The sequence below is a fragment of the Achromobacter sp. UMC46 genome, from assembly GCF_014170335.1.
Taxonomy (GTDB): domain Bacteria; phylum Pseudomonadota; class Gammaproteobacteria; order Burkholderiales; family Burkholderiaceae_B; genus Achromobacter.
The window spans coordinates 91,359-113,792 of record NZ_LZZS01000031.1 but is presented as its reverse complement, the minus strand read 5'-3'; the positions used below and the strand labels follow the sequence as shown (position 1 = coordinate 113,792).

Below are 22,434 nucleotides of genomic sequence, written 5' to 3'. Positions count from 1 at the left end.
CGGCAGGCGTAGCGCTTACACCCGGTAAGCCTGCGCCAGCCGCTCGTAGTTGTTCTTCAGGATGATCCCCGCGTAGTACACGTGTTCGCGCATCAGGTCTTCGGCGCGCGCGCCGTCGCGCGCGATGATCGCGTTGACGATCCGGTGATGGTCATCGTGCGAGCGCAGGATGATTCCGTGGTCTTCCCACAGGATGATGCGGTCCGACGCATAGGGGATGGCCTGCGCCTGCGTGGCGAAGCGCTTGACCCACGGGTTGCCCGCCGCTTCCAGGATGCCGTTGTGCAAGGTGATGTTCACCTGCTGGTACGGCAAATGGTCTTCGGCCAGCAGCACCCCTTTCGCCAGGATCCGGTCGCCCTCGTCCAGGCAGTTCTTCAATACCGCCACCGCATCGTTGGTCAGCCCGCGCAAGGCCGCCTGCCGACAGGCCAGCCCTTCCAGCGCGGCGCGCACTTCATAGGCCGCCACGATCTCGCCAATGTCATAGGCGCGCACCGTGTAGCCACGCTTGGGCAGATGTTCCAGCAAGCCTTCGTTGCCCAAGGTCGCCAGCGCCGCGCGCACCGGCGTGCGCGACACCCCCAATTTCTCGGCCAGCGGGATTTCTTCCAGACGGGCGCCCGGGCTGAATTGGCCGTGCAGCACCCAGTCCCGCAGCGTATCGGTAACGTGTTGAGATAGCGTGTCCATGGCCGCATTGTATACATGAAGAATACATGCGGCACCGAGCTGATCGCACGTATCCGCACTTTCCCTAGTGTCCATGTCCTAAATCAAAGGACGCTCAGGGAAAGCCCCTATACCTGCTGACTCTTCATGTATACATAATCGCAAAAAATTCAAACCAGCGGCCACGCCTCCCCCGGCAGACGGCACGCCAATCAGGAGACAGCATGCCCAATGTATCCACGCCCGCCCCGCACGGCGCGGCCTCCCGTCTTGCGCTGGTGACCGGCGGCGGCGGCGGCATCGGCGCCACGATCTGCCAGGAACTGGCGCGCGCGGGATTCCGCGTGGTGGTGTCGGACGTGGATGCCGTGCGCGCCAGCCGCGTGGCCGCCGAACTGGGCGCGCCGCATGCCGCCCACGCCTTCGACGTCAGCGACGAGGCCGCCGTCGAAGGCGCGTTCGACGCCATCGAATCGCAGCATGGCCCGATCGCCGTGCTGGTCAGCGCCGCCGGACTGCTGCTGTTCCAGCCCGACGGCGAGCGCCCCTTGATCAAAGACACCACGCTGGACATCTGGGAACGCAGCTTCGCCGTCAACGCGCGCGGCGTATTCCTGTGCGGCCGCGCCTATCTGCGCCGCCGCGAAGCCGCGCCGCTGGCGCACGGCCGCATCGTCACCTTCACATCGGTGGCCGCCCAGCTTGGCGGCTACCGATCCAGCGCGTCGTACATCGCCGCCAAGTCCGCCGTGCTGGGCCTGACCAAAGCCATGGCGCGCGAGTCCGCGCACCTGGGCGTCACCGTCAACGGCATCGCGCCGGGCCTGATCGACACCGACATGCTGCGCAGCACCGTCACCAGCAGCGGCGCGCTTGCGGCTGCCGCCCAGGCGATCCCGCTGGGCCGCATCGGCACTGTGGACGACGTGGCCGCCGCGGTGCGCTTCCTGGCATCCGAGGAAGCCGGCTACATCACCGGCAGCGTCATCGACGTGAACGGCGGCTACCGCATGCAGTAAGGCAATCCGGCGGCTCGCCGGCCTATGCAGCAAAGCGCCGCACACACAGGCGCGCATTCAAAAAGAACGGGAGACAAATCATGAATCAACGTAGTCGCTACGCGGCCGCCGCGGCGCTGTGCGCGTGGGCCTTCTCGACAGGCGCGCAAGCGCAGCAAGAGCCGGGCATCACGGACAAGACCATCAGGATCGGCCTGTTCGCGCCGCTGTCAGGCAGCGGCATGGCCTATGGGTTCGACGTGCTGAACGCCGCCAAGATGTGGTACGCCAAGGTCAACAAGGAAGGCGGCGTGCATGGCCGCCAGATCGAACTCGTCATCGAGGACGACCGCTGCAACGCCAACGACCTCGTCGCCGCCGTGAAGAAGCTGAACGAGCAGGACAAGGTGTTCCTGCTGAACGGCGGCTCGTGCTCGGCCGCCGTCGTGGCCTCGCGCGAATACGTCGAACGCGAGAAAGTGCCGCTCGTCATGCTGAACGCCTCGGGCGACGGCGCGCTGTATCCGCCGTCCAAATACATCTACGGCGCCTTCTCGATTTCGCAGCACGCCGTGGGCGGTTCCATGGTGCAGTTCGCGTCCGAGCAGCTGAAGGCCAAGAAGATCGGCTACATCAACCACGACGACGCCTACGGCGGCTGGAACCTGGAGGCCGCGCAAGCCCAGGCCAAGCAACTGGGCAACCTGGGCCTGCAGGTGCAATCGGTGAACCCGAACATCACCGACGTCACCGCGCCCATGCTGAAGATCCGCGCGGCCAACCCCGACGTGCTGCTGCTGACCACCTACGCCCGCCCGGCGGCGCTCATCATCAAGAAGGCGCAGGAACTGGGCTGGACCAAGCCCATCGTGCTGGCCGTGAACGGCACCGCCGACCTGAAGCAACTGGTCGAAAACGTGGGCAACAAGGACGCCTTCAAGAACGTCTACATCCAGGACGTGCTGTCCGACCTGCCCGGCGGCCCCAAGCTGACCTGGGTGTACGACATGTACAAGCAGTCCTATCCCGACCTGGCCGCCAAGCCGGGCCATCCGCAAACCTACATGCCCTATGGCCTGCCGCCCGCGATGGCGGTGGTGAACGCGCTGAAGGCCGCCGGCCCGCAGCCCACGCGCGAGAAGGTCTTGCAGGCGCTGGAAACGATGAAGTTCGACTCGGGCGTCATGGCCGGCCCCATCGAGTTCGGGCCGAACGACCGCGCCGCGCAGGAATCCGCCATCTATATCAAGTTCGACGGCACCAGCATGACGCTTGTCCCCGGCGCGTTCAAGAGCGTCTGGCAATACCAGAAGTAGGCCTGCGTCCTGTCACAGACCGAGCCCGCGCCGTGGCGCAGCACCGCGCGGGCCGCCGGAGAACATCATGAGCTTTGCCGATTTCTGGTTGTTCCTGCAGCAGGGGGTGCTGTCGGGACTGGTGACGGGCAGCGTGTACGCGCTGCTGGCGGTTGCCGTCGTCATCATCTTCAAGACCACCGACGTGCCCAATTTCGCCCAGGGCGAGATCTTCATGGTGGGCGGCTACATCGCGCTGTTCCTCACACTGGTGATGGGCTGGCCGTACCTGGCCGTCATCCCCGTGACGCTGGCCGCCGTGGCCCTCGTGTCAGGCCTGTTCCAGCGCGTGGTGATGGAACGCGTCATCGCCTCGAAAGGCGTGGGCGTGCAGATGGTCATCGCCACATTGGGCCTTGCCTATGCCCTGAAGGGCCTGGTGCGGCAGACGGGCCTGGGCGACACGCCGCGCTCGCTGCCGCCGCTGGCGCCGACCGATGCCGTCATCATCGGCGACGCCGTGCTGACGCAGCTGGACATGGTGATCTTCGCGGTGGCGGTGGGCGTCATGCTGCTGCTGTTCGCGATGTTCAGGTACACCCGCGTCGGCCGCGCCATGCGCGCCGTCGGCATGAACCCCAAGGCCGCGCGCCTGGCGGGCGTGAACCTGACCCGCATCCGCATGATGGTGTGGGCGCTGTCCGGCCTGATCTCGGCCGTGGCCGCGCTGCTGATCACGCCCAAGATCCTCATCACGCCGGACATCGGCCACATCGCCATCCTGGCCTACGCCGCCGCCATCGTCGGCGGCATCACCAGCCTGCCCGGCGCCGTAGTGGGCGGTTTCGTGATCGGCGTGGCCGAGAACCTGGTGGGGCTGTTCATTTCGACCAACGCCATCGTGGTCGCCCCATTCGTGGCCATCATGGTCGTGCTGCTACTGCGTCCGCAAGGCCTGCTGGGCGGCAAACTGCAGGTGAAGAAAGTATGAGCAACAAGATCGATCGCACCTTGCTGGCGCTGATGGCCGTGGCGCTTGCCGCCCTGCCCTTCGTGGCCAGCGGCTATGTCATCTACGTCGTCAATCTGCTGATGGTGTTCGTCGTGCTGGCGCTGGGCCTGCATATCGTCATCGGCGAGACCGGGCAGTTCGCGCTGTCGCACGCCGCGTTCTACGGCGTTGGCATCTACACCGCGGGTCTCATCAACAACCTCTGGCATCCGCCGTTCTTCATTTCGATCATCGCGGGCGGCCTGCTGGCCGCGGCGCTGGGCTATCTGATCGGCGCGCTGGCCCTGCGCATGCGCGACATCTACCTGGCGTTGTCGACTTTCGCGTTCGGCGAGGCCATGCAGTGGGTGTTCCTGAACTGGCAATCGGTCACCAACGGGTCGAACGGCTTCCGGATATCCCCGGCCACGCTGTTCGGCTACGAACTGGTGTCGGACCTGAAGGCCTATCCCTTCGTCGTGCTGATCGCCGCGCTGTTGCTGTGGGCCACCATCGCCCTGTCGCGCTCGCAGCTGGGGTCGGCCTTCCGCGCGGTGCGGGAAAGCGACGTGGCGGCGCAGGCGATGGGCGTGAACGTCAACGCCATCAAGCGCACCGCCTTCACGCTGTCGGCCGCCTACGCGGGGATCGCGGGCGGCATGTACACCACCTTCGCGTCCTTCATCCACCCGGAAAGCCTGGGCTTCCAGACGACGATCCTGATCCTCACGATGGTGGTCGTGGGCGGCATCGGCTCGGTGCGCGGCGCCATCGCCGGCGCGCTGGCGTTCGGCCTGATATCGGAGTTGCTGCGCCAGGCGCTGTCGTTCCAGGAAATCATCTATGGCGTCATCCTGATGGGTTTCATGATGTTCGCGCCCAAGGGCCTGTTCGCTGGCCGCGACGCTCGCCGCCGCGCACCGCCACCGGCCGCCCCGCTGCCTGCCGCCTCGCGTGCTGGCGCAGGCACGGCCAAAGCGACGCAAAGGAGCGCGGCATGAGCGACCACCCCTACCTGGACGTGCAGGGCCTGACCGTGAAGTTCGGCGGCCTGACCGCCATCAACGGCTTGTCCATGCAGGTCGAGCGCGGCCGCATCCACGCGCTGATCGGGCCCAACGGCGCCGGCAAATCCACCACGTTCAATTGCATCTCGCGCTACTACCGCCCCAGCAGCGGCAGCATCCGCTTCAACGGCGCGGACATCACGAACAAGAAGCCGCACGAGATGGCGGCGCTGGGCGTGGCCCGCACGTTCCAGAACCTGGAACTGTTCGGCGCGCTGAGCGTGCGTGAAAACGTGTTGCTGGGCACCTACGCGCATGGCGCCGACAGCGCCGGCAAGCTGCTGCGCCCGGCGGCGGCCGAAGCGCGCGAGCGCGCCGAACACCTGCTGGAACGCGTGGGCCTGGCCGACTTCCTGGACACGCCGGCGTGCAGCCTGGACTTCGGCCGCCAGAAGATGCTGGAGCTGGCGCGCGCGCTGGCGATCTCGCCCAAGCTGCTGCTGCTGGACGAACCGGCGGCGGGCCTGCGCAACCGCGAGATCGAAACGTTGGACCGCCTGCTGACCGAACTGTGCGAACGCGACGGCATCACGGTCTTGCTGGTGGAACACGTCATGCAGCTGGTGATGTCCATTTCGGACCGCATCACCGTCATGTCCTTCGGCGAGAAGATCGCGGAAGGCACGCCCGCGGAGGTGCGCAGCAACCCCCGCGTGATCGAAGCCTATCTGGGCAAGGGAGCCTCAGGTGGCTGACATCCTTCTGGAAATCGACGCGGTCTCGGCCGCCTACGGCAACATCCGCGCCCTGCAGGACGTGTCGCTGAAAGTGCCGCAAGGCGCCATCGTGGCGCTGCTGGGCGCCAACGGCGCGGGCAAATCCACCACGCTCAATGTGGTGTCGCGCCTGGTCGCGCCCACGGCGGGCAGCGTGCGTTTCGCGGGCGAGGCCATCCATCGGCTGCCGGCGGACGCGGTGGTGGGCCGCGGCATCGTGCAGGTGCCGGAAGGCCGCGAGATCTTCCGCGACATGAGCGTGCGCGAAAACCTCGAAATGGGCGCCTACCTGCGCCGCGACCGCACGGCGGTGAAGCAGGACCTGGACATGGTCTGCGACACCTTCCCGCGCCTGCGCGAACGCTTCGAACAAAAGGCCGCGACGCTGTCCGGCGGCGAACAGCAGATGCTGGCCACGGGCCGCGCCATGATGGCGCGCCCGCGCATGATCCTGCTGGACGAGCCGTCGATGGGGCTGTCGCCGCTGGTCGTCGAGCAGATCTTCGACATCGTGCTGCGGCTGAACCGCGAACAGGGCATCACCATCCTGCTGGTGGAGCAGAACGTGAAGCTGGCCCTGTCGGTGTCCAGCTACGCCTACATCCTGGAGAACGGCGAGATCGCGCTGGAAGGCGAATCCTCCCGGCTTGCCAGCGACGAAGGCGTGCAGCGCGCCTATCTGGGCGCCTGACGCGCCGCGAAGGAACGACCATGACAACAACGATGATGCAAGACAAGCGGGTCCTTGTGACCGGAGCCGGGCGCGGCCTGGGCGCCACCATCGCCCACGGGTTCGCCCGCCAGGGCGCCATGGTGATCGTGGCCGACATCGACGCGGCGCTGGCCGCCGGCACGGCGCAGGCGATCCGCGACGCGGGCGGCCGGGCGGCGGACGCCGCGCTGGACGTGACCGATGCCGGCGCCGTCCGCGCCTTCGCGGCCCGCAGCGCGACACGTCACGGCAACCTGGACATCCTGGTCAACAACGCCGGCATCTCGGCGCGCGCGCCTTTCGACGACCCGCAGACGCCCGCCATCTGGGACCGCGTCATGCAGGTCAACCTGCAAGGCACGTTCAACGTCACGCACGCTTTCGTCGAACAGCTGAAGGCCACGCGCGGCGCCATCGTCAACCTGTGCTCCATCGTGGCATACGGCTGCGGCATCTCGACCGCGGGCTACGTCGTGTCCAAGGGCGGCGTGCGCTCGTTCACCGAAGTGCTGGCGCGCGACCTCGGCCCGCATGGCGTGCGCGTGAACGCGGTGGCGCCCGGCTTGATGGAAACCGACATGACGGCGGGCCAGCGCGCGCAAGCCCACGGCACCGACTGGTACATGGACCGCGCCCCGTTGGCGCGCGCCGGCCGCGCGGATGAAATCGTCGGCCCCGTCCTGTTCCTGGCGTCGGACATGGCCAGCTATGTGAACGGCGTGGTGCTGCCCGTGGACGGCGGCTACCTGGCCGTATAAGGAGACATCATGAATCTGGGTACGGCATTGGTCACCGGCGGCGCAAGCGGCATGGGCCTGGCGATCGTCGAGCGCCTGGCCCGCGACGGCTTCAGCGTCGTGATGGCGGACCGCAACGGCGCGTTGGCGGAACAGGAATCCGGGGCGCTGCAAGCGCAGGGGCTGACGGTGGCCCACCGCGTCGTGGACCTGACGGACGAAGCCGCCACGCGCGCGCTGGTCCAGTCGCTGCCACCGCTGGCCGCGCTGGTCAACAACGCCGGCCTGTTCGACGAGCGCAAGTTCTTCGACGTCGGCTCGGACGACTTCCGCCGCGCGTTCGACGTCAACCTGCTGGCGGTGGCCACACTGACCCAGGAAGCCGCACGCAACATGGCGGCGGGCGCCAAGATCGTCAACATCGCGTCGCGCGCGTATCTGGGCGCGAAGAACCATCCGCATTACGTGGCCTCGAAAGCGGCGCTGGTGGGCTACACCCGCGCGGCCGCCATGGAGCTGGCCGCGCGCGGAATCCTCGTCAACGCCATCGCCCCGGGCCTGATCGACACGCCGCTTCTGCGCAACCTGACGCCGGAACGCCTGGCCGCGCAACTGGCCTTGCAGCCTACCGGCCGCGCGGGCCTGCCGCAAGACATCGCCAATGCCGTGTCCTTCCTGGCCGCGCCGCACATGGATTTCATCACGGGCCAGGTCCTCTTCGTGGATGGCGGCAAATCGCTGGGCGGGTCGGGAGCATAAGCAGCATGGACAGCATCAAGTGGGACAAGGAAGTCGACGCGCTGGTGGTCGGTTCCGGCGCGGGCGGCATGGCGGCGGCGCTGACCGCGCATGAGGAAGGGCTGGACGTGCTGCTGGTGGAGAAGACCGGCCGCATTGGCGGGTCGACGGCGATTTCCGGCGGCGCGCTGTGGATACCCTTGAATTCGCAGACGGACGCCGCCGGCCACCCCGACAGCTTCGACAAGGTCTGGACGTACCTTGCGCAGACCGTCGGCGCCGCGGCATCCGACGACATGAAGCGCGCCTACCTTGAGGCCGGTCCGCGCATGATGGACTACCTGGTGTCGCGCGGCTTCCTGGAGGTCGCCGCCCGCACCGCGTCGCCCGACTACTACCCCGACCGGCCCGGCGCGGCGATGGGCGGCCGGTCGCTGGACCCGGTGGAGTTCGACGGCCGCAAGCTGGGGCCCCGCTTCCGCCTGCTGCGCGACCCGCTGAAGGAATTCACCGTGCTGGGCGGCATGATGGTCAACATCACCGATGTGCGCCATCTGCTGCGGGCCAAGCGGTCTTTCGCGGCCTGGCGCCACAGCATGAAGCTGGTGCTGCGCTTCGCGGCGGACCGCGCGCGCGGCTACCATCGAGGCACCCGGCTGCTGCTGGGCAACGCACTGGCCGCGCAACTGTTCCATGGCGTGCTCAAGCGCGGCATCGAATACTGGCTGGACGCGCCGGTGCAGGCCCTGCACCGCGACGCCGCCGGCCGCGTGCTGGGCGCATCCGTCACGCAGGGAGGCCAGACCTTGAACGTGCGCGCGCGGCGCGGCGTGGTGATGGCGACCGGCGGCTTCCCCTGGGACCGCGAGCGCCGCGCCCGCGCGTATCCACAGCCCACCGGCGACTGGTCCATGGCGCCGCGAGACAACACCGGAGACGGCATCCGGCTGTCGGAACAGGCGGGCGCCGCCCTGGGCACGGACTACGCCAGCCCCGCCTTCTGGGCACCGGTATCCATCCTGGAATCCAGCGGCGGCAAGCCCCTGACGTATCCACATCTGGTGTGGGACCGCGCCAAGCCCGGCCTGATCGCCGTGAACGGCGCGGGCAAGCGTTTCGTGAACGAATCCACGTCGTATCACGAGTTTGTCGCCGCCATGTACCGCAGCGACAAGACCGCGCCCAGTATCCCGGCATTCCTGATCTGCGACCAGCGTTTCATCGACACCTGGGGACTGGGCCTGGCGCTGCCGGGCGGCCGCCCCCACCAGCACCTGATCGACGCCGGCTATCTGATCCAGGCGCCGACGCTGGCCGCATTGGCCGCGAAGATCGACGTGCCTGCCGACGCGTTGGAGGCCACCGTCGCGCGCTACAACACCTACGCCGCGCAAGGCCAGGACCCCGACTTCGGCAAGGGCGGCACCGCCTACAACCGCTATCTGGGCGACCCGGGCCATCAGCCCAACCCCTGCCTGGCCCCGCTTGCGGCCGGCCCCTGCTACGCCGTCAAGGTCTACGCCGGCGATATCGGTACCGCCTGCGGCATCGCGGCGAACACGAACGCCCAGGCCGTGGACACCACGGGCGCACCCATCGCCGGCCTGTACGTGGCCGGCAACGACATGCAGTCCGTGATGGGCGGCGCCTATCCCGCCCCCGGAATCACGCTGGGCCCGGCCCTGACATTCGGCTGGGTGGCTGGACAACACCTGGCGCATGCACAACACTGACGCCTCTCTTCCGACAAGGACCCGCAATGAAGATCTTCCACTCGCCCGCTTCGCCGTTCGTGCGCAAATGCATGGTCGTCGCGCATGAACTCGGCCTGGCCGACCGCATCGAAAAGCTGCCCAGCGCCGCCGGCCCCGTCGCCCGCGACCAGACCATCATCCCGAACAACCCGCTGGGCCAGGTGCCGACCTTCATCACCGACGACGGCCAGTCGATCTTCGACAGCCGCGTGATCTGCGAATACCTGAACGCGCTGGGCGGCGGCACGCTGTTCCCCGCCGACGGCACGCGCTGGCAGGTGCTGACGCAACAATCGATGGCCGACGGCATGATGGGCGCCGCCTTGCTGGCCCGCTATGAAACCGCGCTGCGTCCCGAAGCCCTGCGCTGGGACGGCTGGGTCGACGGGCAGTTGGGCAAGGTCCGCGACGGCCTGGCATTGGTTGAAAAGCACGCCGCCTCGTTCGAAGGCCGCCTGGACATCGGCGTCATCACGATCGGCTGCGCACTGGGCTATCTGGACTTCCGCTTCCCCGACCTGAACTGGCGCGAAGGCCACCCCGCCACCGCCGCCTGGTACGAAGCGTTCAGCCAGCGCCCGTCCATGCAGGCCACCAAGCCCTGACCGGTTTTTGGGGCAGGCGGCGTGGTCGGGAAACCCCGCCGGAGTCCCGGCCCGCCGCCCGCCTAGTACGGCGCCACCTCACGGGCGGCGCCGCGCGGCCCCGGGCTTCGGCCAGGGGCCCTTTTTTTGGCGTGGTGGTACTGTTACAGTGAACTTGTCACCCGCTGGACAGACCAAACTTCTGGCCCACCACGACAGGGAGCCCCGCATGAACGTCGCTGCGATCTCCGCCATTCCCCGCGTCGCCGCGCCCTATCCGGCGCGCATCCCGATGCTGGACGACACCCGCCCCGCCTGGGAAGCCGAACGCGTGGCGCAAAACGCCGCCGCCCGTCAGGCGCAACGCGCCACGCAGGCCGCCACGGCCTGGGAAGCCCAACGCGTCGCCCGCCTTCGCGACGCCGATCCCCCCCCCGCCTTTGGGGTCTTCGCCCGCAACGCCCATGTGGGCGCCGACGCCCCGCGCCTGCCGCCCGCACCCCCCCAGGTCAATCTGGACGCCTTGCGCGACCAGTATGCCGACACGCGCATGCGCCGCGCCGTCGACGATTTTTACGCAGCCCCCGATCCGCTGGCGCAGCGCGCCGGCAGCGCCAATGACCTGGGCACCATCGAAGGCCTGACGCCGCTGCAACCCTACCGCGTCGCGATGGGCAACCCGCAAGTCCAGGAATGGCAGGCCGCTGTGGCCATGAAGGCCGCCGGCGCCGCCGTGCCCGCCGTGGCCAACATCGGCGCCACCGAGAACGTCACCGACAACGCGCGCTACCGGCCCGGTTTCGCGCCCGACACGCGCTGACGCCTCTCCTGCCGCACGGGCGTCCTCTTTGCAATGCCCGCCACAAAAGAAAAAGCCGCCTGAATCAGGCGGCTTTTCCATTGACCAGAGGTCAGGCGAACCGGATCAGTGGAAGAATTCCGCGATCATCGTGGCGCCCATGAAGGTGCCGGCGTTAGCGGCCAGCGACACCACCACGATCTTCCAGCCCAGTTTGCGGAAGGCGGGCAGGTCTTTCAGGATCGACAGGCCGGCCATGGCCAGGATCACGGTCGTGAACGGCAGGAAGTTCACCTTGCCGACGGCGGCGATGATCTGGTCCGAGTACGGCAGCACGCCGGGGCAGCCCGCCGTCATGGCGATCAGCGACAGCACGGCCACGGCGGGCAGCTTGGGCAGCACGCGCAGGATCAGGTCGGTCAGGACCACCAGCAGCAGGATGATGCCCATGCCCGGCAGCGCGTCCATGAAGGGCACGTTGTAGCCCAGGCGGTTGCCCACCAGCGCGAACAGGCCGCAAATCAGATAGGCGGTCAGGCGGTCGCCGAAGCCCATCTTGGCGCCATGCGCCGGCACGTCTTCGGACACGCTGTCGTCGACAACGGCTTCGGAGGCCTTGCCGCGCGAGAAGCGGCCCAGCACGGGTTCCAGCTTGCCGTACAGGAAGATGGTCGTGGGCAGCGAGATGAACAGCGTGAAGTACACGCCGACCACCGTCGTCAGCAGGTTGGCGGCAGCGGCCAGCGCGGCCACCTGATGCGCCATTTCGGGCGTCTGCTGGGAGGCGATGGCGCCCACGCCGGCAGCCATCATGCTGCCCGACCCGACGCCGGCGCCCATGGCGAGCGAACGCGGATCGAAGATGTTCAGGCTGGTGATGAAGCCGGCCATCAGCGCCACGAACAGCGCGCCGATCACCGTACCCGTGATGTACTCGGCCATCACGCCACGGCCTTCCGGCGAATTCATGCCGTAGCGCTCGCCGATGATGGCCAGGCTGGGCTCGCGGCCCACCGAGAAGGTGGCGCCGATCGCTTCGCGCTTGATGCCCAGCAGCAGCGCCAGCGGCAGGCCGATGGCCATCGTGCCGAAGAAGTGGCCAAATTCCTGGAACACCAGGGCCCAGCCGGCTTCGCGCACCTGCGGCAGCGAGCCGCCGACCATCAGGCCCAGCTTTGCCAGGAACGGCAGCAGCGCGAACTGCAGATAGCCGCTGATGCGGGTCTGCATGGCCTTGTCGATGCCCGAGCCTGCTGGCAGGCGCTGGCCGAAGGCGGCCACGATGGCGCCGATGAAGATCGCCCAAAGCATCGGTTGCAGAACGATCTTGCCCGGACCCACCGCGAAGGTGACGCTGCCGATCGCTTCGGAAATGACGACCACCAGCAAAATGGCGGCCAGCATGCGAATGCGGGCGGATAGCGGCATGGAGGGCGCGGCCAGGCTGACGCTGGCGTGAGACATCGAATTCCCCTGATGAACGTGAATAAGTTTTCCTCGCGGCGCGGGCGGCGCCCGGAGGCGGCGGCGCGGGCAGCAGGCGCGATTTTCGCCCGTGGGCCGCGCGGGCAACCATGACACCACTTGCGCATTAGCGTTGCGTAAAATGCAACGGATAGCCTTTTCCTGGGAAAATTTTGCAAGGTATCCGGCATTTTACGGGTAAACCCCAGGCAGGCACTGTGGATCTCCCGCCGCACTCCGCTTTGAAGAGCCCCGCCATGGATGAAAAACTCGACGCCCGCCGTACCCACTACTTCATGCAGGTCATGAGCCGCGGCTCGGTGCGCGGCGCCGCCGAAGTGCTGGACATGGACCCGTCCGCCGTCAGCCGCGCCATCGCCGCGCTGGAACGCGATTGCGGCATGGCGCTGTTCGAGCGCCGCGGACGCGGCGTGGTGCCCACCGACGCCGGCCACATCCTGGCCCGCTATGTGAAGCGCCAGCAGAACATCCAGGAGAGCTTCTTTTCCGAAATCGACAGCCTGCGCAATGCCGAACGGGGACATATCGACCTGGTGCTGGGCGAAGGCTTCGTCGAACTGATGTTCGACCGCGTGCTGCCCGGCTACTGGCGCAGCCACCCCGAGGTCACGCTGGACATCGACGTGGCTCGCACCTCCGAGATCGTGCAGCGCATCGTGGACGACCGCGCCTATATAGGATTGGTGTTCCAGCCGCCCAACGACGCCCGCCTGCGGACTCACTATTCCCGCCCCGAGCCCATCCGCGCCATCGTCCGCCAGGACCATCCGCTGACCCGGCTGAACCGTCCCCTGCTGCTGACCGACCTGGCCGACCATCCCGGCGCGTCCATGCAGGAGGGCTTCGGCGTGCGCCAGCACATCCAGGCCGCCGAGATCAGCGAACAGGTGCGGCTGCGCAATGTGCTGACCACCTCTTCCTTCAAGGCGCTGTGGCAGTTCGCCGCGGCCGGCATCGGCTACGCATTGACGCCGCCCATCGCCGTCACCGCCGACATGCGGGCGCAGCGGCTGGCCAGCCTGCCGCTGGCCAACCCCATCCTGAACCAGGGCAGCCTGCATGTGCTGAGCCGCGCGGGCCGCCACATCTCGCCGGCCGCCCGCGAACTGCTGGACCATATCGTGCGCGGCATCGGCGCGCCCGAGGGAGCCGCATCTGATATGGTCGGTTGACGCGGATCTGCCCCTGTCTGGCGCGGGCGGCAAGGCCTACAGTGCCCACTCCCCTTCATCCGCCAGGAGGCGCATATGCTTAGTTTCCTGCGCACGGTCCGCTCCGTGCTCTGGGGTTTTTTCGGCGTGCGCCGCGGCCGCGGCTACCAGGCCGACATCGCCCACAACAAACCCGGCCCGCTGATCGCCACCGGCCTGCTGCTGGCCGCCTGCCTGGTGATCATCCTGGTCTTCGTCGCGCGCTGGGCAGTGAACGCGGCGCTGTAAGCACCCTCTATATAGCGGCCCTTCCCCCGCCGAGGCGTCCCAAAGGGGAAGGCGCCCCCACGGGGGGGGCGGCAAACACGCAAGGCGTGCGCGGCGTGGGGGCCTTGGGCCTTATTTCCATATTACGAGAATGACTTAGACGAGCATTAATGCTGCCTGTTACGGTTATGAATCCCCTTTTCCCGCCGCTCCGCGCCGGACGCAAAGGGACTCAGACCGAGAAGACTTCAAGGGCAGTAGACATGTACGTGTATGACCCCGTCGACCAGCAGCTTGTCGAGCAACGTGTGGCGCAGTTTGCCGACCAGACGCGCCGCTTCCTCGACGGCCAGCTCACCGAAGATGAATTCCGCGTTCTGCGCCTGCAGAACGGCCTGTACATCCAGCGCCATGCGCCCATGCTGCGCGTGGCCATCCCGTACGGCATGCTGGCCTCGCGCCAATTGCGCACCCTGGCGCACATCGCGCGCAAATGGGACCGCGGCTACGGCCACTTCAGCACCCGCCAGAACATCCAGTTCAACTGGCCCAAGTTGGAAGACGTGCCGGACATCCTGGCGGAACTCGCCACCGTCCAGATGCACGCCATCCAGACCAGCGGCAACTGCATCCGCAACACCACGACCGACCACTTCGCCGGCGTCGCGCCGGACGAACTGGTGGACCCGCTTGTCTGGTGCGAGATCATCCGCCAGTGGTCCACGCTGCACCCGGAATTCGCCTTCCTGCCGCGCAAGTTCAAGATCGCCGTCAGCGGCGCCGTGCAGGACCGCGCCGCGGTCGGCGTGCACGACATCGGCCTGCAGGCCGTCGAACGCGACGGCAAGCTGGGCTTCCGCGTCTGGATAGGCGGCGGCATGGGCCGCACGCCCATCGTCGGCAAACTGATCAACCCCTTCGTCGAATGGCAAGACCTGCTGACCTACATGCAGGCCGCGCTGCGGGTCTACAACCTGCACGGCCGCCGCGACAACAAGTACAAGGCGCGCATCAAGATCCTGGTCAAGGACCTGACGCCAGAGGTCTACGCGCAGCAGGTCGATGAACAGTGGCAGCTCATCAAGGGCGGCCCCGACACCATCACCCAGGAATTCGTCGACAGCATCAAGGCCCGCTTCGTCTGGCCGCAATACGACGCGTCGGCCGCCACCGACGCCGACAACACCGACGCGCTGGCCGCCGGCGACAAGCGCTTTGCGCGCTGGCTGCGCACCAACGTGCACGCGCACAAGGTTGCCGGCTACGCCGCCGTCAGCGTATCGCTCAAGCCCACCGGCGTGCCGCCGGGCGACATCACCGCCGACCAGATGGATGCCGTGGCCGACCTGGCCGACGCCTATGGCTTCGGCGAACTGCGCGTCTCGCACGAGCAGAACCTGATCCTGGCCGACGTGCGCCGCGCGCAACTGCACGAACTCTGGCAGAAGCTGGAAGCGCTGAACCTGGCCACGCCCAACATCGGTCTCTTGACCAACATCATCGCCTGTCCGGGCGGGGACTTCTGCGCGCTGGCCAATGCGGTTTCCATCCCTGTCGCCGAAGCCATCCAGCGCCAGTTCGACGACCTGGACTACCTGTTCGAAATCGGCGAACTGGACCTGAACATCTCGGGCTGCATCAATTCCTGTGGCCACCACCATGTGGGGCACATCGGCATCCTGGGCGTCGATAAGGCCGGCGAAGAGTGGTACCAAGTCACGCTGGGCGGCCGCCAGAACGGCGGCGCCAAGCCCCTGCCCGACCTGGAATCCACGCGCGGCGGCGGTGCCGCCGTGGGCCGCATCATCGGCCCGTCATTCGCCCGCGACCAGGTGCCCGGCGTGGTCGACCGCCTGATCCGCACCTACCTGGGCTTGCGCGACAGCGAAATCGAACGCTTCATCGACGTGGTGGACCGCGTCGGCATCGACCCCTTCAAGCAGGACGTGTACGCCGATCCCGCCTTCGCCAAACCCGCACAAAGCGCCGAGCCCGCCCATGTCTGACCTGTACGCCCACGACGCTCCCGGCCCGCACCTGATCCGCGACGGCCGCCTGCAAGCCGACACGGCGCGCGCCTTCGTGCCTGAACCCGAAGTCGCCGCCGAAGGCCAGGTGCCCAGCGACGAGCCCGGCTGGATCGTGCCGCTGTCCGTCTGGAAGACGTCCCGCGCGGCCTTGCGTCGCCATCGGCATCCCGTTGCCGTGCAGCTGGAACCGGACGCCGACCTGCGTGAACTGGCCGAGGCCGACGGCACGCTGGACCCTGCCGGCATCGCCTTCATCGCGGTGGACTTCCCCAACTACACCGACGGCCGCGGCTATTCTCTGGCGCAGCTGCTGCGCACGCAATACCAATGGACGGGCGAACTGCGCGCGGTCGGCGACGTGATGATCGACACCATCCACTACCAGGCGCGCGTCGGCTTCAACAGCTTCCTGGTCAAGCCCGGACACGATCCGAAGAAGGCCCTGGATGCGTTCAAGACCTTCACCGTCCACTACCAGAAGACGTACCGGGCGCCGCCCCCGGCAGCCGCCTGACCTCGTCCTGCGCCAGCTGGCCGCGGATCAGTTCCGCGATGCTGCGCTGGCGCGGCGCCTGCATCCGGTCGATCAGGCTGGACACGCTGACCGCCAGGCGCGGGTAGCCGCCCGCGTCGCACAGCGCCACGCCTACGCCCAGCACGCCCGGCACCGCGGCATTGCCCACCACCGACCAGCCCCGGTCCCGCGTGTTCTCCACCAGGCGCCGCATCTGCACGCCCGTCATCCCGCCGTAGGCGCGCAGCGCCTGCTCGTTCTGCGCGACCACCTCGTCGGACTCGGCCGGCGGCAGCGCCGCCAGCAGCGCCAGCCCCGCCGCCCCCACGCCCAGCGGCTGGCGGTGCCCGACCGTCACCGCCAGCACCTGCACCGGGTAATTGCCCACTTCGCGGTGCAGGCATAGCGAATCGTTCGCCGCCCGGCAGATGAGGAACGCGGAATCGCCGGTCACGTCGCTGATCTGGCGCAGCACCGGACGCAGCCCGCGCACCGCCTGCGCGTGCGGATCGCCCGCCATCATCACGCCCAGTTCCGCGATGCGCCAGCGCGGCGCCTCGGACTCGCGCAGCGCGTAGCCCTCTTCCACCAGCACATCCAGATAACGATAGGCGGTGGACCGCTGCATGCCCGCCGCGCGCGCGATGTCCACCACGTGCATGCCGGCCGCCCCGGCCTGGCGCAACACGCCCAGCACCCGCAGCCCGCGCCGCAGGACGACGGGCCCCGACGTTTCCAATTTCGGCTTGTTCATATTTTGGACAGATTGCGTTGATGACGGCCCTATCAAAGCCCAATATGAAATCGGGCAGACAAAGATCTGTCCAAATATTAGACAAAACAGGACGGAGACAACAATGAAGACACTCATCAGTCGGTTGGCCGCCTTGGCGGCGGCCCTGGGCGGCGCGCTGGCCGTCACCCCCCCGGCCCTGGCGGCCAAGCCCTATCCCGAACGGCCCGTGACGCTTGTCGTCGGCTATGCCGCGGGCGGCGCCACGGACATCGTCGCGCGGCTGATGGCCAAGTCGCTGTCGGAAGCGCTGGGCCAGACGTTCGTGGTCGAGAACAAGACCGGCGCCAACAGCAACATCGGCGCCGAAATCGTCTCGCGCGCCGCGCCCGACGGCTACACGCTGTATATGGGCTCCATCGCCAACACGATCAACCGCTCGCTGTACAGCCAGCTGAACTACGACTTCATCAAGGACTTCAAGCCCGTCGGCCTGGTGGCGACCATCCCCAACATCCTGGTCGTCAATCCGAAGGTGCCGGTCAAGACCGTGCAGGAATACATCGCCTACGCCAAGAAGAACCCCGGCAAGCTGACGTGCGCATCCTCCGGCAGCGGCTCGTCCATCCACCTGTCGTGCGAACTGTTCAAGATGGAAACGGGCACCGACATCCTGCACGTGCCGTACCGGGGCAGCGGCCCCGCCGTGGCCGACCTGCTGGGCGGCCAGGTGGATTCCATGTTCGACAACCTGCCGTCGTCGCTGCCGCACGTGCAGGCCGGCAAGCTGCGCGCCATCGGCGTCACGTCGCCCCAGCGGCTGCCGGCCACCCCGGACGTGCCCACGCTGGCCGAATCCGGCCTGCCCGGCTTCGACGTGGAGTCGTGGTTCGGCCTGGTGGCGCCTGCCGGCACGCCCGCCCCCGTCATCGCCCGCCTGAACGAAGCGCTGAACCAGGCGCTGGCCAGCCCGGCGTTGCAGGCGTCCTACCAGCAGTCCGGTTTCTACGCGCCCGCCCAGCCCAATACGCCTGACACCTTCGCCAAGAAGATCGACAGCGAAATCAGCAAATGGGGCGCCGTCGTCAAACGCGCCGACATCAAGGCCAACTAGGCCCGTTGACACCACAAGGAGCACAGGGTGTACCCGATCGATTTCTTTTTCCGCGCGGCAGAACAGTATCCCGAGCGCGTCGCGCTGGACGGCCCGGAAGGCGCCGTCACCTATGCGCGGCTGGCGGCCGACACGCGGGCGTTGGCGGCCGCGCTGCAAGGCCTGGACCCCGAACCGCAGACCCGCGTCGCCATCTGCGCCGGCAACTCGGCGCGGCACATATTGGCGCTGCTGGCCGTGCTGGCCAGCGGCAAGGTCTGGGTGCCGCTCAACTACCGCAGCACCGCGCGGGAGATCGGGCGCATCCTGGACGCCACCGAACCCTCCATCGTCATCGTCGACCACGCCGGAGACCCCTTGGCGCCGCCATCTGACAGCGCGCGCATCCATCTGGAAGACGGGCACGACGGCCTGCGCCTGGACGCCTTGCTGCGGCAATACGCCGGCCAGGAACCGGTGCGCCACGCGCTGTCCCGCGACGCCACGCAAGCCATCAAGTTCACCGGCGGCACGACCGGCCTGCCCAAGGGCGTGATGCAGCCCTACCGCGCGTGGAACGCCGGCATCATCAACCAGATCGCCAGCTGGGCGCTGACCCGCGACGACCGCTACGTGGTGTCCGCCCCCATCACGCACGGCACGGGCACCTACCTGTTGCCCGTGCTGGCCTGCGGCGGCGCGCATCTGCTGCTGGACAGCGTCACCCCGGCCACCATCACCGCGGCATTCCGCGAGCGCGGCGGCACGCTGAGCTTCATGCCGCCCACGCTGATCTACATGATCATGGCGCAGGAAGGCGTGTCGCGCGCGGACTTCCCCGCCTTGCGCAACCTGATCTACGGCGGCGCGCCGATGCCGCCCGAAAAGATCGACCGCGCGCGCGATTTCTTCGGCCCCGTGCTGGGCACCACCTACGGCCAGACCGAGGCGCCGCAGATCGCCACCGTGCTGCGGCCGGCGGACCTTGAGGCGCCGCAGAACCGCGCCTCGGTGGGCCGCGCGACCTGGCTGTCCGACGTCGCCATCATGGGCCCGGACGGCGCGCTGTTGCCGCGCGGTGAAATCGGCGAAGTCGTGGTGCACGGCGACCTGACGATGACGGGCTATTGGCGCCTGCCGGAGAAGACCGCCGAAACGCTGGTCGACGGCTGGCTGCACACGGGCGACACGGGCCTGATCGACGCGCGCGGCTACCTGTTCCTGAAGGACCGCCTGCGCGACGTCATCATCACCGGCGGCTTCAACGTCTATCCCGTGGATGTCGAGAACGCGTTGTCCTCGCACCCCGCCGTGTACGAATGCTCGGTCTTCGGTCTGCCCGACGACAAGTGGGGCGAAGCCGTCCACGCCGCGGTGCAGTTCCACCCCGGCGCGCAAGCCGACGCCGATACGCTCAAGGCCCACGTGCGCGCCTTGCTGGGCCCGGTGGCAACCCCCAAGCAATTCCATATCCATGACAGCCTGCCGCGCTCCAGCGTCGGCAAGGTCCTGAAGAACGCCGTGCGCGACGCCGCGCAAAAGGAGACGCCATGAACCCGCCCGAAACCCGCCTGTGCGCCCATCACCTGACCGGGATGTCGTACCGCGACGTCGATCTGGTCGAAGACCTGATCGGCAAGAAGACCTTCACCGAAGTCATGATCATGCAGATCCTGGGCCGCGACGCGCGCCCGGTGGACATGCGCATCGTCGACGCCGTGCTGGTGACCTTGATGGAACACGGCATGACGCCCAGCGCCATCGCGACGCGCCTGATCTACATGAGCGCGCCGGAAAACCTGCAAGGCGCGGTGGCCTCGGGCCTGATGGCGGTGGGCAGCCAGTTCGTCGGCACCATGGAGAACTGCTCGCGCTTGCTGGACCGCATCAAGCAGGCGGCGGACGGCCGGACGGAAGCGCTGGCCATCGCGCGCGAGTTCCGCGAACAGCGCCGCGCACTGCCGGGCTTCGGCCACCACCTGCACAAGCCCGACGACCCGCGTTCGATCAAGCTGCTGGCGCTGGCCGAGGCCGAGCCGGACCTGGACGGCGCGTCGGTGAAGGCGCTACGCCTGCTGGCCGCGGCCGTGGACGAGACCTATGGCAAGCACATCACCATCAATGCCACGGGCGCGGTGGCGGCGCTGCTCAGCGAGATCGGCGTGCCGACCGACCTGATGCGCGGGTTCGCCGTGATCTCGCGCGCGGCCGGCCTGGTGTCGCACGTGGCGGAAGAACAGCAAAGCCCGTCGGGCCGCTACATATGGGAAACCATCGACCACGCCATCCCCTACGTGGGCAAGGGAAAGACGCATCAACAGGACGGCGGGGAATCCGCATGACGGCGGCCGGCACCGACACGCGGCTGGCGGGCAAGGTCGCGTTGGTGGCCGGTGCCGGCGCGTCGGCCGCCGGCTGGAGCATCGGCCGCGCCAGCTGCGTGACGCTGGCGCGGCAAGGCGCGGCCGTCGTGGCGCTGGACGCCCATCTGGCCGCGGCGGAAGACGCCGCGCATGAAGTGGAGCTGGCCGGCGGCAGCGCCCTGCCGGTAGAGGCGGACGTGGCCGATCCCGACGCGATGCAGGCGGCGGTGGATGCCGCGCTGCGCCGCTACGGGCGCATCGACATCCTGCAGGCCAACGCCGGCATCGGCAAGGTGGGCGGGCCGGAAGATATCTCGCTGGAAGACTGGGACCGCATCCAGCAGGTGAACGTGACCAGCCTGCTGATCGCGATCCGCCTGCTGGCGCCGCTGATGCGCGCACAAGGCGGCGGCGCGATCGTCATGGTGTCGTCGATCGCCGGCATCCGGTACACCGGCTATCCGCATCTGGCCTACAGCGTCAGCAAGGCCGCGGTGATCCATTTCGCACGCATGGCGGCGCAGCAATACGCCGCCGACGGCATCCGGGTGAACACCGTGATCCCCGGCCTGATCGACACGCCGCGCGTGGCGCGGAATGTCGCGCGCATGTTCGATCCCGACGACCTTCAAGCGGCGCTTGCCGCGCGCGACAAGCAGGTGCCGATGGGCCGCATGGGCACGCCTTGGGAAGTCGCAAAGGCAGTGGCGTTTCTGGCTTCGGACGAGGCGTCCTACATCACGGGCACCGAACTGCTCGTGGATGGCGGCTTGACCGGGAAATACGCCTGACGGCCAAGCCGCCAGGCGCGGCACGGATCCCGCGGGATCCCTACTTCATGCCTTCCCAGTGCGGGCCGGGCACGACGATGTCGAATAGTTCGAGCACGCGCGCCACCGTGTGGTCCACCATCTCTTCGATGGAGGAAGGCCGGTGGTAGAAGGCGGGCAGCGGCGGGAACACGATGCCGCCCATTTCAGTGACGGCCGTCATGTTGCGCAGGTGCGCCAGATTGAAGGGCGTTTCGCGCACCATCAGCACCAGGCGCCGGCGTTCCTTCAAGGTGACGTCGGCGGCGCGGGTGATGAGGTTGTCGGACAGTCCGTGGGCCACGGCCGCCAGCGTGCGCATCGAGCAGGGCACGATCACCATGCCCGCCGTCTGGAACGCGCCGCTGGCCAGCGTGGCGCCCACGTCGCGCACGGCGTGCACGTGGTCGGCCAGCGCGTAGATGTCGTGGCGGCTGACATCCAATTCATGCTTGATGTTCAACACGCCGGACGCCGACACGACAAGGTGTGTCTCGACATCGTCCACGCCGCGCAGCGCTTGCAGCATGCGCACCGCGTAGAGCGCGCCGGTGGCGCCCGTGATGCCGATGACCAGTCGCCGCATGGGCGGCTTAGGCCGTGGCGCCGGATTGCTCCAGCAGCGTCTTCAGTTCACCGGATTCGTTCATCTCGTTCATGATGTCCGAGCCGCCGATGAACTCGCCCGCCACGTACAACTGCGGGATGGTGGGCCAGCTGGAGAATTCCTTGATGCCCTGGCGGACTTCGTCGTCTTCCAGCACGTTGACGGTCACCAGCTTCTTCACGCCACAGCCCTTCAGGATCTGGATGGCCTTGCCGGAGAAGCCGCATTGCGGGAATTGGGCGGTGCCCTTCATGAACAGCACGACGGGGTGCTGGGTCACGGTTTCGCGGATGAATTCTTGAACGTCGCTCATGGTGGT

General features: G+C 67.8%; 24 protein-coding genes. 19 read left to right on the top strand and 5 right to left on the bottom strand.

Annotated elements, in window-relative coordinates:
- Window positions 1–15: 15 nt before the first annotated feature.
- Window positions 16–693, bottom strand: coding sequence for a GntR family transcriptional regulator (locus A9973_RS21465; RefSeq protein ID WP_183015705.1), 678 nt, complete (start codon window positions 691–693; stop codon window positions 16–18).
- A 203-nt stretch (window positions 694–896) separates the two neighbouring features.
- Here A9973_RS21465 and A9973_RS21460 point away from each other — a divergent pair, with 203 nt between their 5' ends.
- From A9973_RS21460 to A9973_RS21410, 11 genes are all read left to right on the top strand, one after another.
- A complete protein-coding gene (locus A9973_RS21460) occupies window positions 897–1,691 on the top strand; it encodes an SDR family NAD(P)-dependent oxidoreductase (RefSeq protein ID WP_183015704.1) in 795 nt (264 codons plus the stop codon).
- A gap of 80 nt (window positions 1,692–1,771) precedes the next feature.
- Window positions 1,772–2,986: an ABC transporter substrate-binding protein gene (locus A9973_RS21455; protein WP_183015703.1), complete on the top strand. Its 1,215-nt coding sequence runs from the start codon at window positions 1,772–1,774 to the stop codon at window positions 2,984–2,986.
- Between the two features lie 67 nt (window positions 2,987–3,053).
- Window positions 3,054–3,956, top strand: coding sequence for a branched-chain amino acid ABC transporter permease (locus A9973_RS21450; RefSeq protein ID WP_183015702.1), 903 nt, complete (start codon window positions 3,054–3,056; stop codon window positions 3,954–3,956).
- Window positions 3,953–4,957: a branched-chain amino acid ABC transporter permease gene (locus A9973_RS21445; RefSeq protein WP_183015701.1), complete on the top strand. Its 1,005-nt coding sequence runs from the start codon at window positions 3,953–3,955 to the stop codon at window positions 4,955–4,957. The genes A9973_RS21450 and A9973_RS21445 overlap by 4 nt, the downstream gene beginning before the upstream one ends.
- Entirely contained in the window at window positions 4,954–5,718 is a 765-nt protein-coding gene (locus A9973_RS21440) for an ABC transporter ATP-binding protein (RefSeq protein ID WP_183015700.1), read from the top strand. Before A9973_RS21445 ends, A9973_RS21440 begins: the two co-directional genes overlap by 4 nt.
- Window positions 5,711–6,430 (top strand): ABC transporter ATP-binding protein, encoded by a 720-nt coding sequence (locus A9973_RS21435; protein ID WP_183015699.1) that lies wholly within the window; start codon window positions 5,711–5,713, stop codon window positions 6,428–6,430. The genes A9973_RS21440 and A9973_RS21435 overlap by 8 nt, the downstream gene beginning before the upstream one ends.
- A 20-nt stretch (window positions 6,431–6,450) precedes the next feature.
- Window positions 6,451–7,209, top strand: a complete 759-nt coding sequence (locus A9973_RS21430) for an SDR family NAD(P)-dependent oxidoreductase (RefSeq protein ID WP_183015698.1) — start codon at window positions 6,451–6,453, stop codon at window positions 7,207–7,209.
- Window positions 7,210–7,218: 9 nt separating this feature from the next.
- Window positions 7,219–7,947, top strand: coding sequence for an SDR family NAD(P)-dependent oxidoreductase (locus tag A9973_RS21425; protein ID WP_183015697.1), 729 nt, complete (start codon window positions 7,219–7,221; stop codon window positions 7,945–7,947).
- A gap of 5 nt (window positions 7,948–7,952) precedes the next feature.
- The gene (locus A9973_RS21420) at window positions 7,953–9,659 is read left to right on the top strand and encodes an FAD-dependent oxidoreductase (RefSeq protein WP_183015696.1); all 1,707 of its coding nucleotides are present in this window, start codon (window positions 7,953–7,955) and stop codon (window positions 9,657–9,659) included.
- A gap of 26 nt (window positions 9,660–9,685) precedes the next feature.
- Window positions 9,686–10,285 (top strand): glutathione S-transferase, encoded by a 600-nt coding sequence (locus A9973_RS21415; RefSeq protein WP_183015695.1) that lies wholly within the window; start codon window positions 9,686–9,688, stop codon window positions 10,283–10,285.
- Window positions 10,286–10,493: 208 nt separating this feature from the next.
- Window positions 10,494–11,084: a hypothetical protein gene (locus tag A9973_RS21410; protein ID WP_183015694.1), complete on the top strand. Its 591-nt coding sequence runs from the start codon at window positions 10,494–10,496 to the stop codon at window positions 11,082–11,084.
- A gap of 105 nt (window positions 11,085–11,189) precedes the next feature.
- Here A9973_RS21410 and A9973_RS21405 read toward each other — a convergent pair whose 3' ends face one another.
- The gene (locus A9973_RS21405; RefSeq protein WP_183015693.1) at window positions 11,190–12,527 is read right to left on the bottom strand and encodes a DUF3100 domain-containing protein; all 1,338 of its coding nucleotides are present in this window, start codon (window positions 12,525–12,527) and stop codon (window positions 11,190–11,192) included.
- 257 nt (window positions 12,528–12,784) lie between these two features.
- On the opposite strand from A9973_RS21405, the gene A9973_RS21400 reads away from it, so the two are divergent.
- The 4 genes from A9973_RS21400 to A9973_RS21385 all read left to right on the top strand — a co-directional run bounded on the left by A9973_RS21400 (window position 12,785) and on the right by A9973_RS21385 (window position 16,510).
- A complete protein-coding gene (locus A9973_RS21400) occupies window positions 12,785–13,720 on the top strand; it encodes a LysR family transcriptional regulator (protein WP_183015692.1) in 936 nt (311 codons plus the stop codon).
- A gap of 75 nt (window positions 13,721–13,795) precedes the next feature.
- Window positions 13,796–13,987, top strand: a complete 192-nt coding sequence (locus tag A9973_RS21395) for a DUF2970 domain-containing protein (protein WP_183015691.1) — start codon at window positions 13,796–13,798, stop codon at window positions 13,985–13,987.
- 242 nt (window positions 13,988–14,229) lie between these two features.
- Window positions 14,230–15,972, top strand: a complete 1,743-nt coding sequence (locus tag A9973_RS21390; RefSeq protein WP_183015690.1) for a nitrite/sulfite reductase — start codon at window positions 14,230–14,232, stop codon at window positions 15,970–15,972.
- A complete protein-coding gene (locus A9973_RS21385) occupies window positions 15,965–16,510 on the top strand; it encodes a DUF934 domain-containing protein (RefSeq protein ID WP_183015689.1) in 546 nt (181 codons plus the stop codon). The genes A9973_RS21390 and A9973_RS21385 overlap by 8 nt, the downstream gene beginning before the upstream one ends.
- On the opposite strand, the gene A9973_RS21380 is transcribed toward A9973_RS21385, so the two are convergent.
- The gene (locus tag A9973_RS21380; protein ID WP_183015688.1) at window positions 16,458–17,264 is read right to left on the bottom strand and encodes an IclR family transcriptional regulator; all 807 of its coding nucleotides are present in this window, start codon (window positions 17,262–17,264) and stop codon (window positions 16,458–16,460) included. The genes A9973_RS21385 and A9973_RS21380 overlap by 53 nt on opposite strands.
- Window positions 17,265–17,367: 103 nt before the next feature.
- Between A9973_RS21380 and A9973_RS21375 the strand changes: the two genes are divergently transcribed.
- From A9973_RS21375 to A9973_RS21360, 4 genes are read left to right on the top strand one after another with little or no spacing between them, the layout of a single operon-like run.
- Window positions 17,368–18,357: a tripartite tricarboxylate transporter substrate binding protein gene (locus A9973_RS21375; RefSeq protein WP_183015687.1), complete on the top strand. Its 990-nt coding sequence runs from the start codon at window positions 17,368–17,370 to the stop codon at window positions 18,355–18,357.
- Window positions 18,358–18,384: 27 nt separating this feature from the next.
- Window positions 18,385–19,890 carry an AMP-binding protein gene (locus A9973_RS21370; protein ID WP_183015686.1) on the top strand — a complete coding sequence of 502 codons (1,506 nt, stop codon included), beginning with the start codon at window positions 18,385–18,387 and terminating at the stop codon, window positions 19,888–19,890.
- Entirely contained in the window at window positions 19,887–20,678 is a 792-nt protein-coding gene (locus A9973_RS21365; RefSeq protein WP_183015685.1) for a citryl-CoA lyase, read from the top strand. Before A9973_RS21370 ends, A9973_RS21365 begins: the two co-directional genes overlap by 4 nt.
- Window positions 20,675–21,490: an SDR family NAD(P)-dependent oxidoreductase gene (locus A9973_RS21360; protein ID WP_183015684.1), complete on the top strand. Its 816-nt coding sequence runs from the start codon at window positions 20,675–20,677 to the stop codon at window positions 21,488–21,490. The genes A9973_RS21365 and A9973_RS21360 overlap by 4 nt, the downstream gene beginning before the upstream one ends.
- A 40-nt stretch (window positions 21,491–21,530) precedes the next feature.
- On the opposite strand, the gene A9973_RS21355 is transcribed toward A9973_RS21360, so the two are convergent.
- Both A9973_RS21355 and grxD read right to left on the bottom strand, forming a co-directional pair.
- Entirely contained in the window at window positions 21,531–22,094 is a 564-nt protein-coding gene (locus tag A9973_RS21355) for a UbiX family flavin prenyltransferase (RefSeq protein WP_183015683.1), read from the bottom strand.
- A 7-nt stretch (window positions 22,095–22,101) separates the two neighbouring features.
- Window positions 22,102–22,428 carry a Grx4 family monothiol glutaredoxin gene (gene grxD, locus A9973_RS21350; protein ID WP_006227137.1) on the bottom strand — a complete coding sequence of 109 codons (327 nt, stop codon included), beginning with the start codon at window positions 22,426–22,428 and terminating at the stop codon, window positions 22,102–22,104.
- Window positions 22,429–22,434: the final 6 nt, after the last annotated feature.

Bases quoted from the DNA above. Each gene is read 5' to 3' on its own strand.
- A9973_RS21465 (WP_183015705.1), bottom strand. From the start codon at position 693: ATGGACACGCTATCTCAACACGTTACCGATACGCTGCGGGACTGGGTG.
- A9973_RS21460 (WP_183015704.1), top strand. From the start codon at position 897: ATGCCCAATGTATCCACGCCCGCCCCGCACGGCGCGGCCTCCCGTCTT.
- A9973_RS21455 (WP_183015703.1), top strand. From the start codon at position 1,772: ATGAATCAACGTAGTCGCTACGCGGCCGCCGCGGCGCTGTGCGCGTGG.
- A9973_RS21450 (WP_183015702.1), top strand. From the start codon at position 3,054: ATGAGCTTTGCCGATTTCTGGTTGTTCCTGCAGCAGGGGGTGCTGTCG.
- A9973_RS21445 (WP_183015701.1), top strand. From the start codon at position 3,953: ATGAGCAACAAGATCGATCGCACCTTGCTGGCGCTGATGGCCGTGGCG.
- A9973_RS21440 (WP_183015700.1), top strand. From the start codon at position 4,954: ATGAGCGACCACCCCTACCTGGACGTGCAGGGCCTGACCGTGAAGTTC.
- A9973_RS21430 (WP_183015698.1), top strand. From the start codon at position 6,451: ATGACAACAACGATGATGCAAGACAAGCGGGTCCTTGTGACCGGAGCC.
- A9973_RS21425 (WP_183015697.1), top strand. From the start codon at position 7,219: ATGAATCTGGGTACGGCATTGGTCACCGGCGGCGCAAGCGGCATGGGC.
- A9973_RS21420 (WP_183015696.1), top strand. From the start codon at position 7,953: ATGGACAGCATCAAGTGGGACAAGGAAGTCGACGCGCTGGTGGTCGGT.
- A9973_RS21415 (WP_183015695.1), top strand. From the start codon at position 9,686: ATGAAGATCTTCCACTCGCCCGCTTCGCCGTTCGTGCGCAAATGCATG.
- A9973_RS21410 (WP_183015694.1), top strand. From the start codon at position 10,494: ATGAACGTCGCTGCGATCTCCGCCATTCCCCGCGTCGCCGCGCCCTAT.
- A9973_RS21405 (WP_183015693.1), bottom strand. From the start codon at position 12,527: ATGTCTCACGCCAGCGTCAGCCTGGCCGCGCCCTCCATGCCGCTATCC.
- A9973_RS21400 (WP_183015692.1), top strand. From the start codon at position 12,785: ATGGATGAAAAACTCGACGCCCGCCGTACCCACTACTTCATGCAGGTC.
- A9973_RS21395 (WP_183015691.1), top strand. From the start codon at position 13,796: ATGCTTAGTTTCCTGCGCACGGTCCGCTCCGTGCTCTGGGGTTTTTTC.
- A9973_RS21390 (WP_183015690.1), top strand. From the start codon at position 14,230: ATGTACGTGTATGACCCCGTCGACCAGCAGCTTGTCGAGCAACGTGTG.
- A9973_RS21385 (WP_183015689.1), top strand. From the start codon at position 15,965: ATGTCTGACCTGTACGCCCACGACGCTCCCGGCCCGCACCTGATCCGC.
- A9973_RS21380 (WP_183015688.1), bottom strand. From the start codon at position 17,264: ATGAACAAGCCGAAATTGGAAACGTCGGGGCCCGTCGTCCTGCGGCGC.
- A9973_RS21375 (WP_183015687.1), top strand. From the start codon at position 17,368: ATGAAGACACTCATCAGTCGGTTGGCCGCCTTGGCGGCGGCCCTGGGC.
- A9973_RS21365 (WP_183015685.1), top strand. From the start codon at position 19,887: ATGAACCCGCCCGAAACCCGCCTGTGCGCCCATCACCTGACCGGGATG.
- A9973_RS21360 (WP_183015684.1), top strand. From the start codon at position 20,675: ATGACGGCGGCCGGCACCGACACGCGGCTGGCGGGCAAGGTCGCGTTG.
- A9973_RS21355 (WP_183015683.1), bottom strand. From the start codon at position 22,094: ATGCGGCGACTGGTCATCGGCATCACGGGCGCCACCGGCGCGCTCTAC.
- grxD (WP_006227137.1), bottom strand. From the start codon at position 22,428: ATGAGCGACGTTCAAGAATTCATCCGCGAAACCGTGACCCAGCACCCC.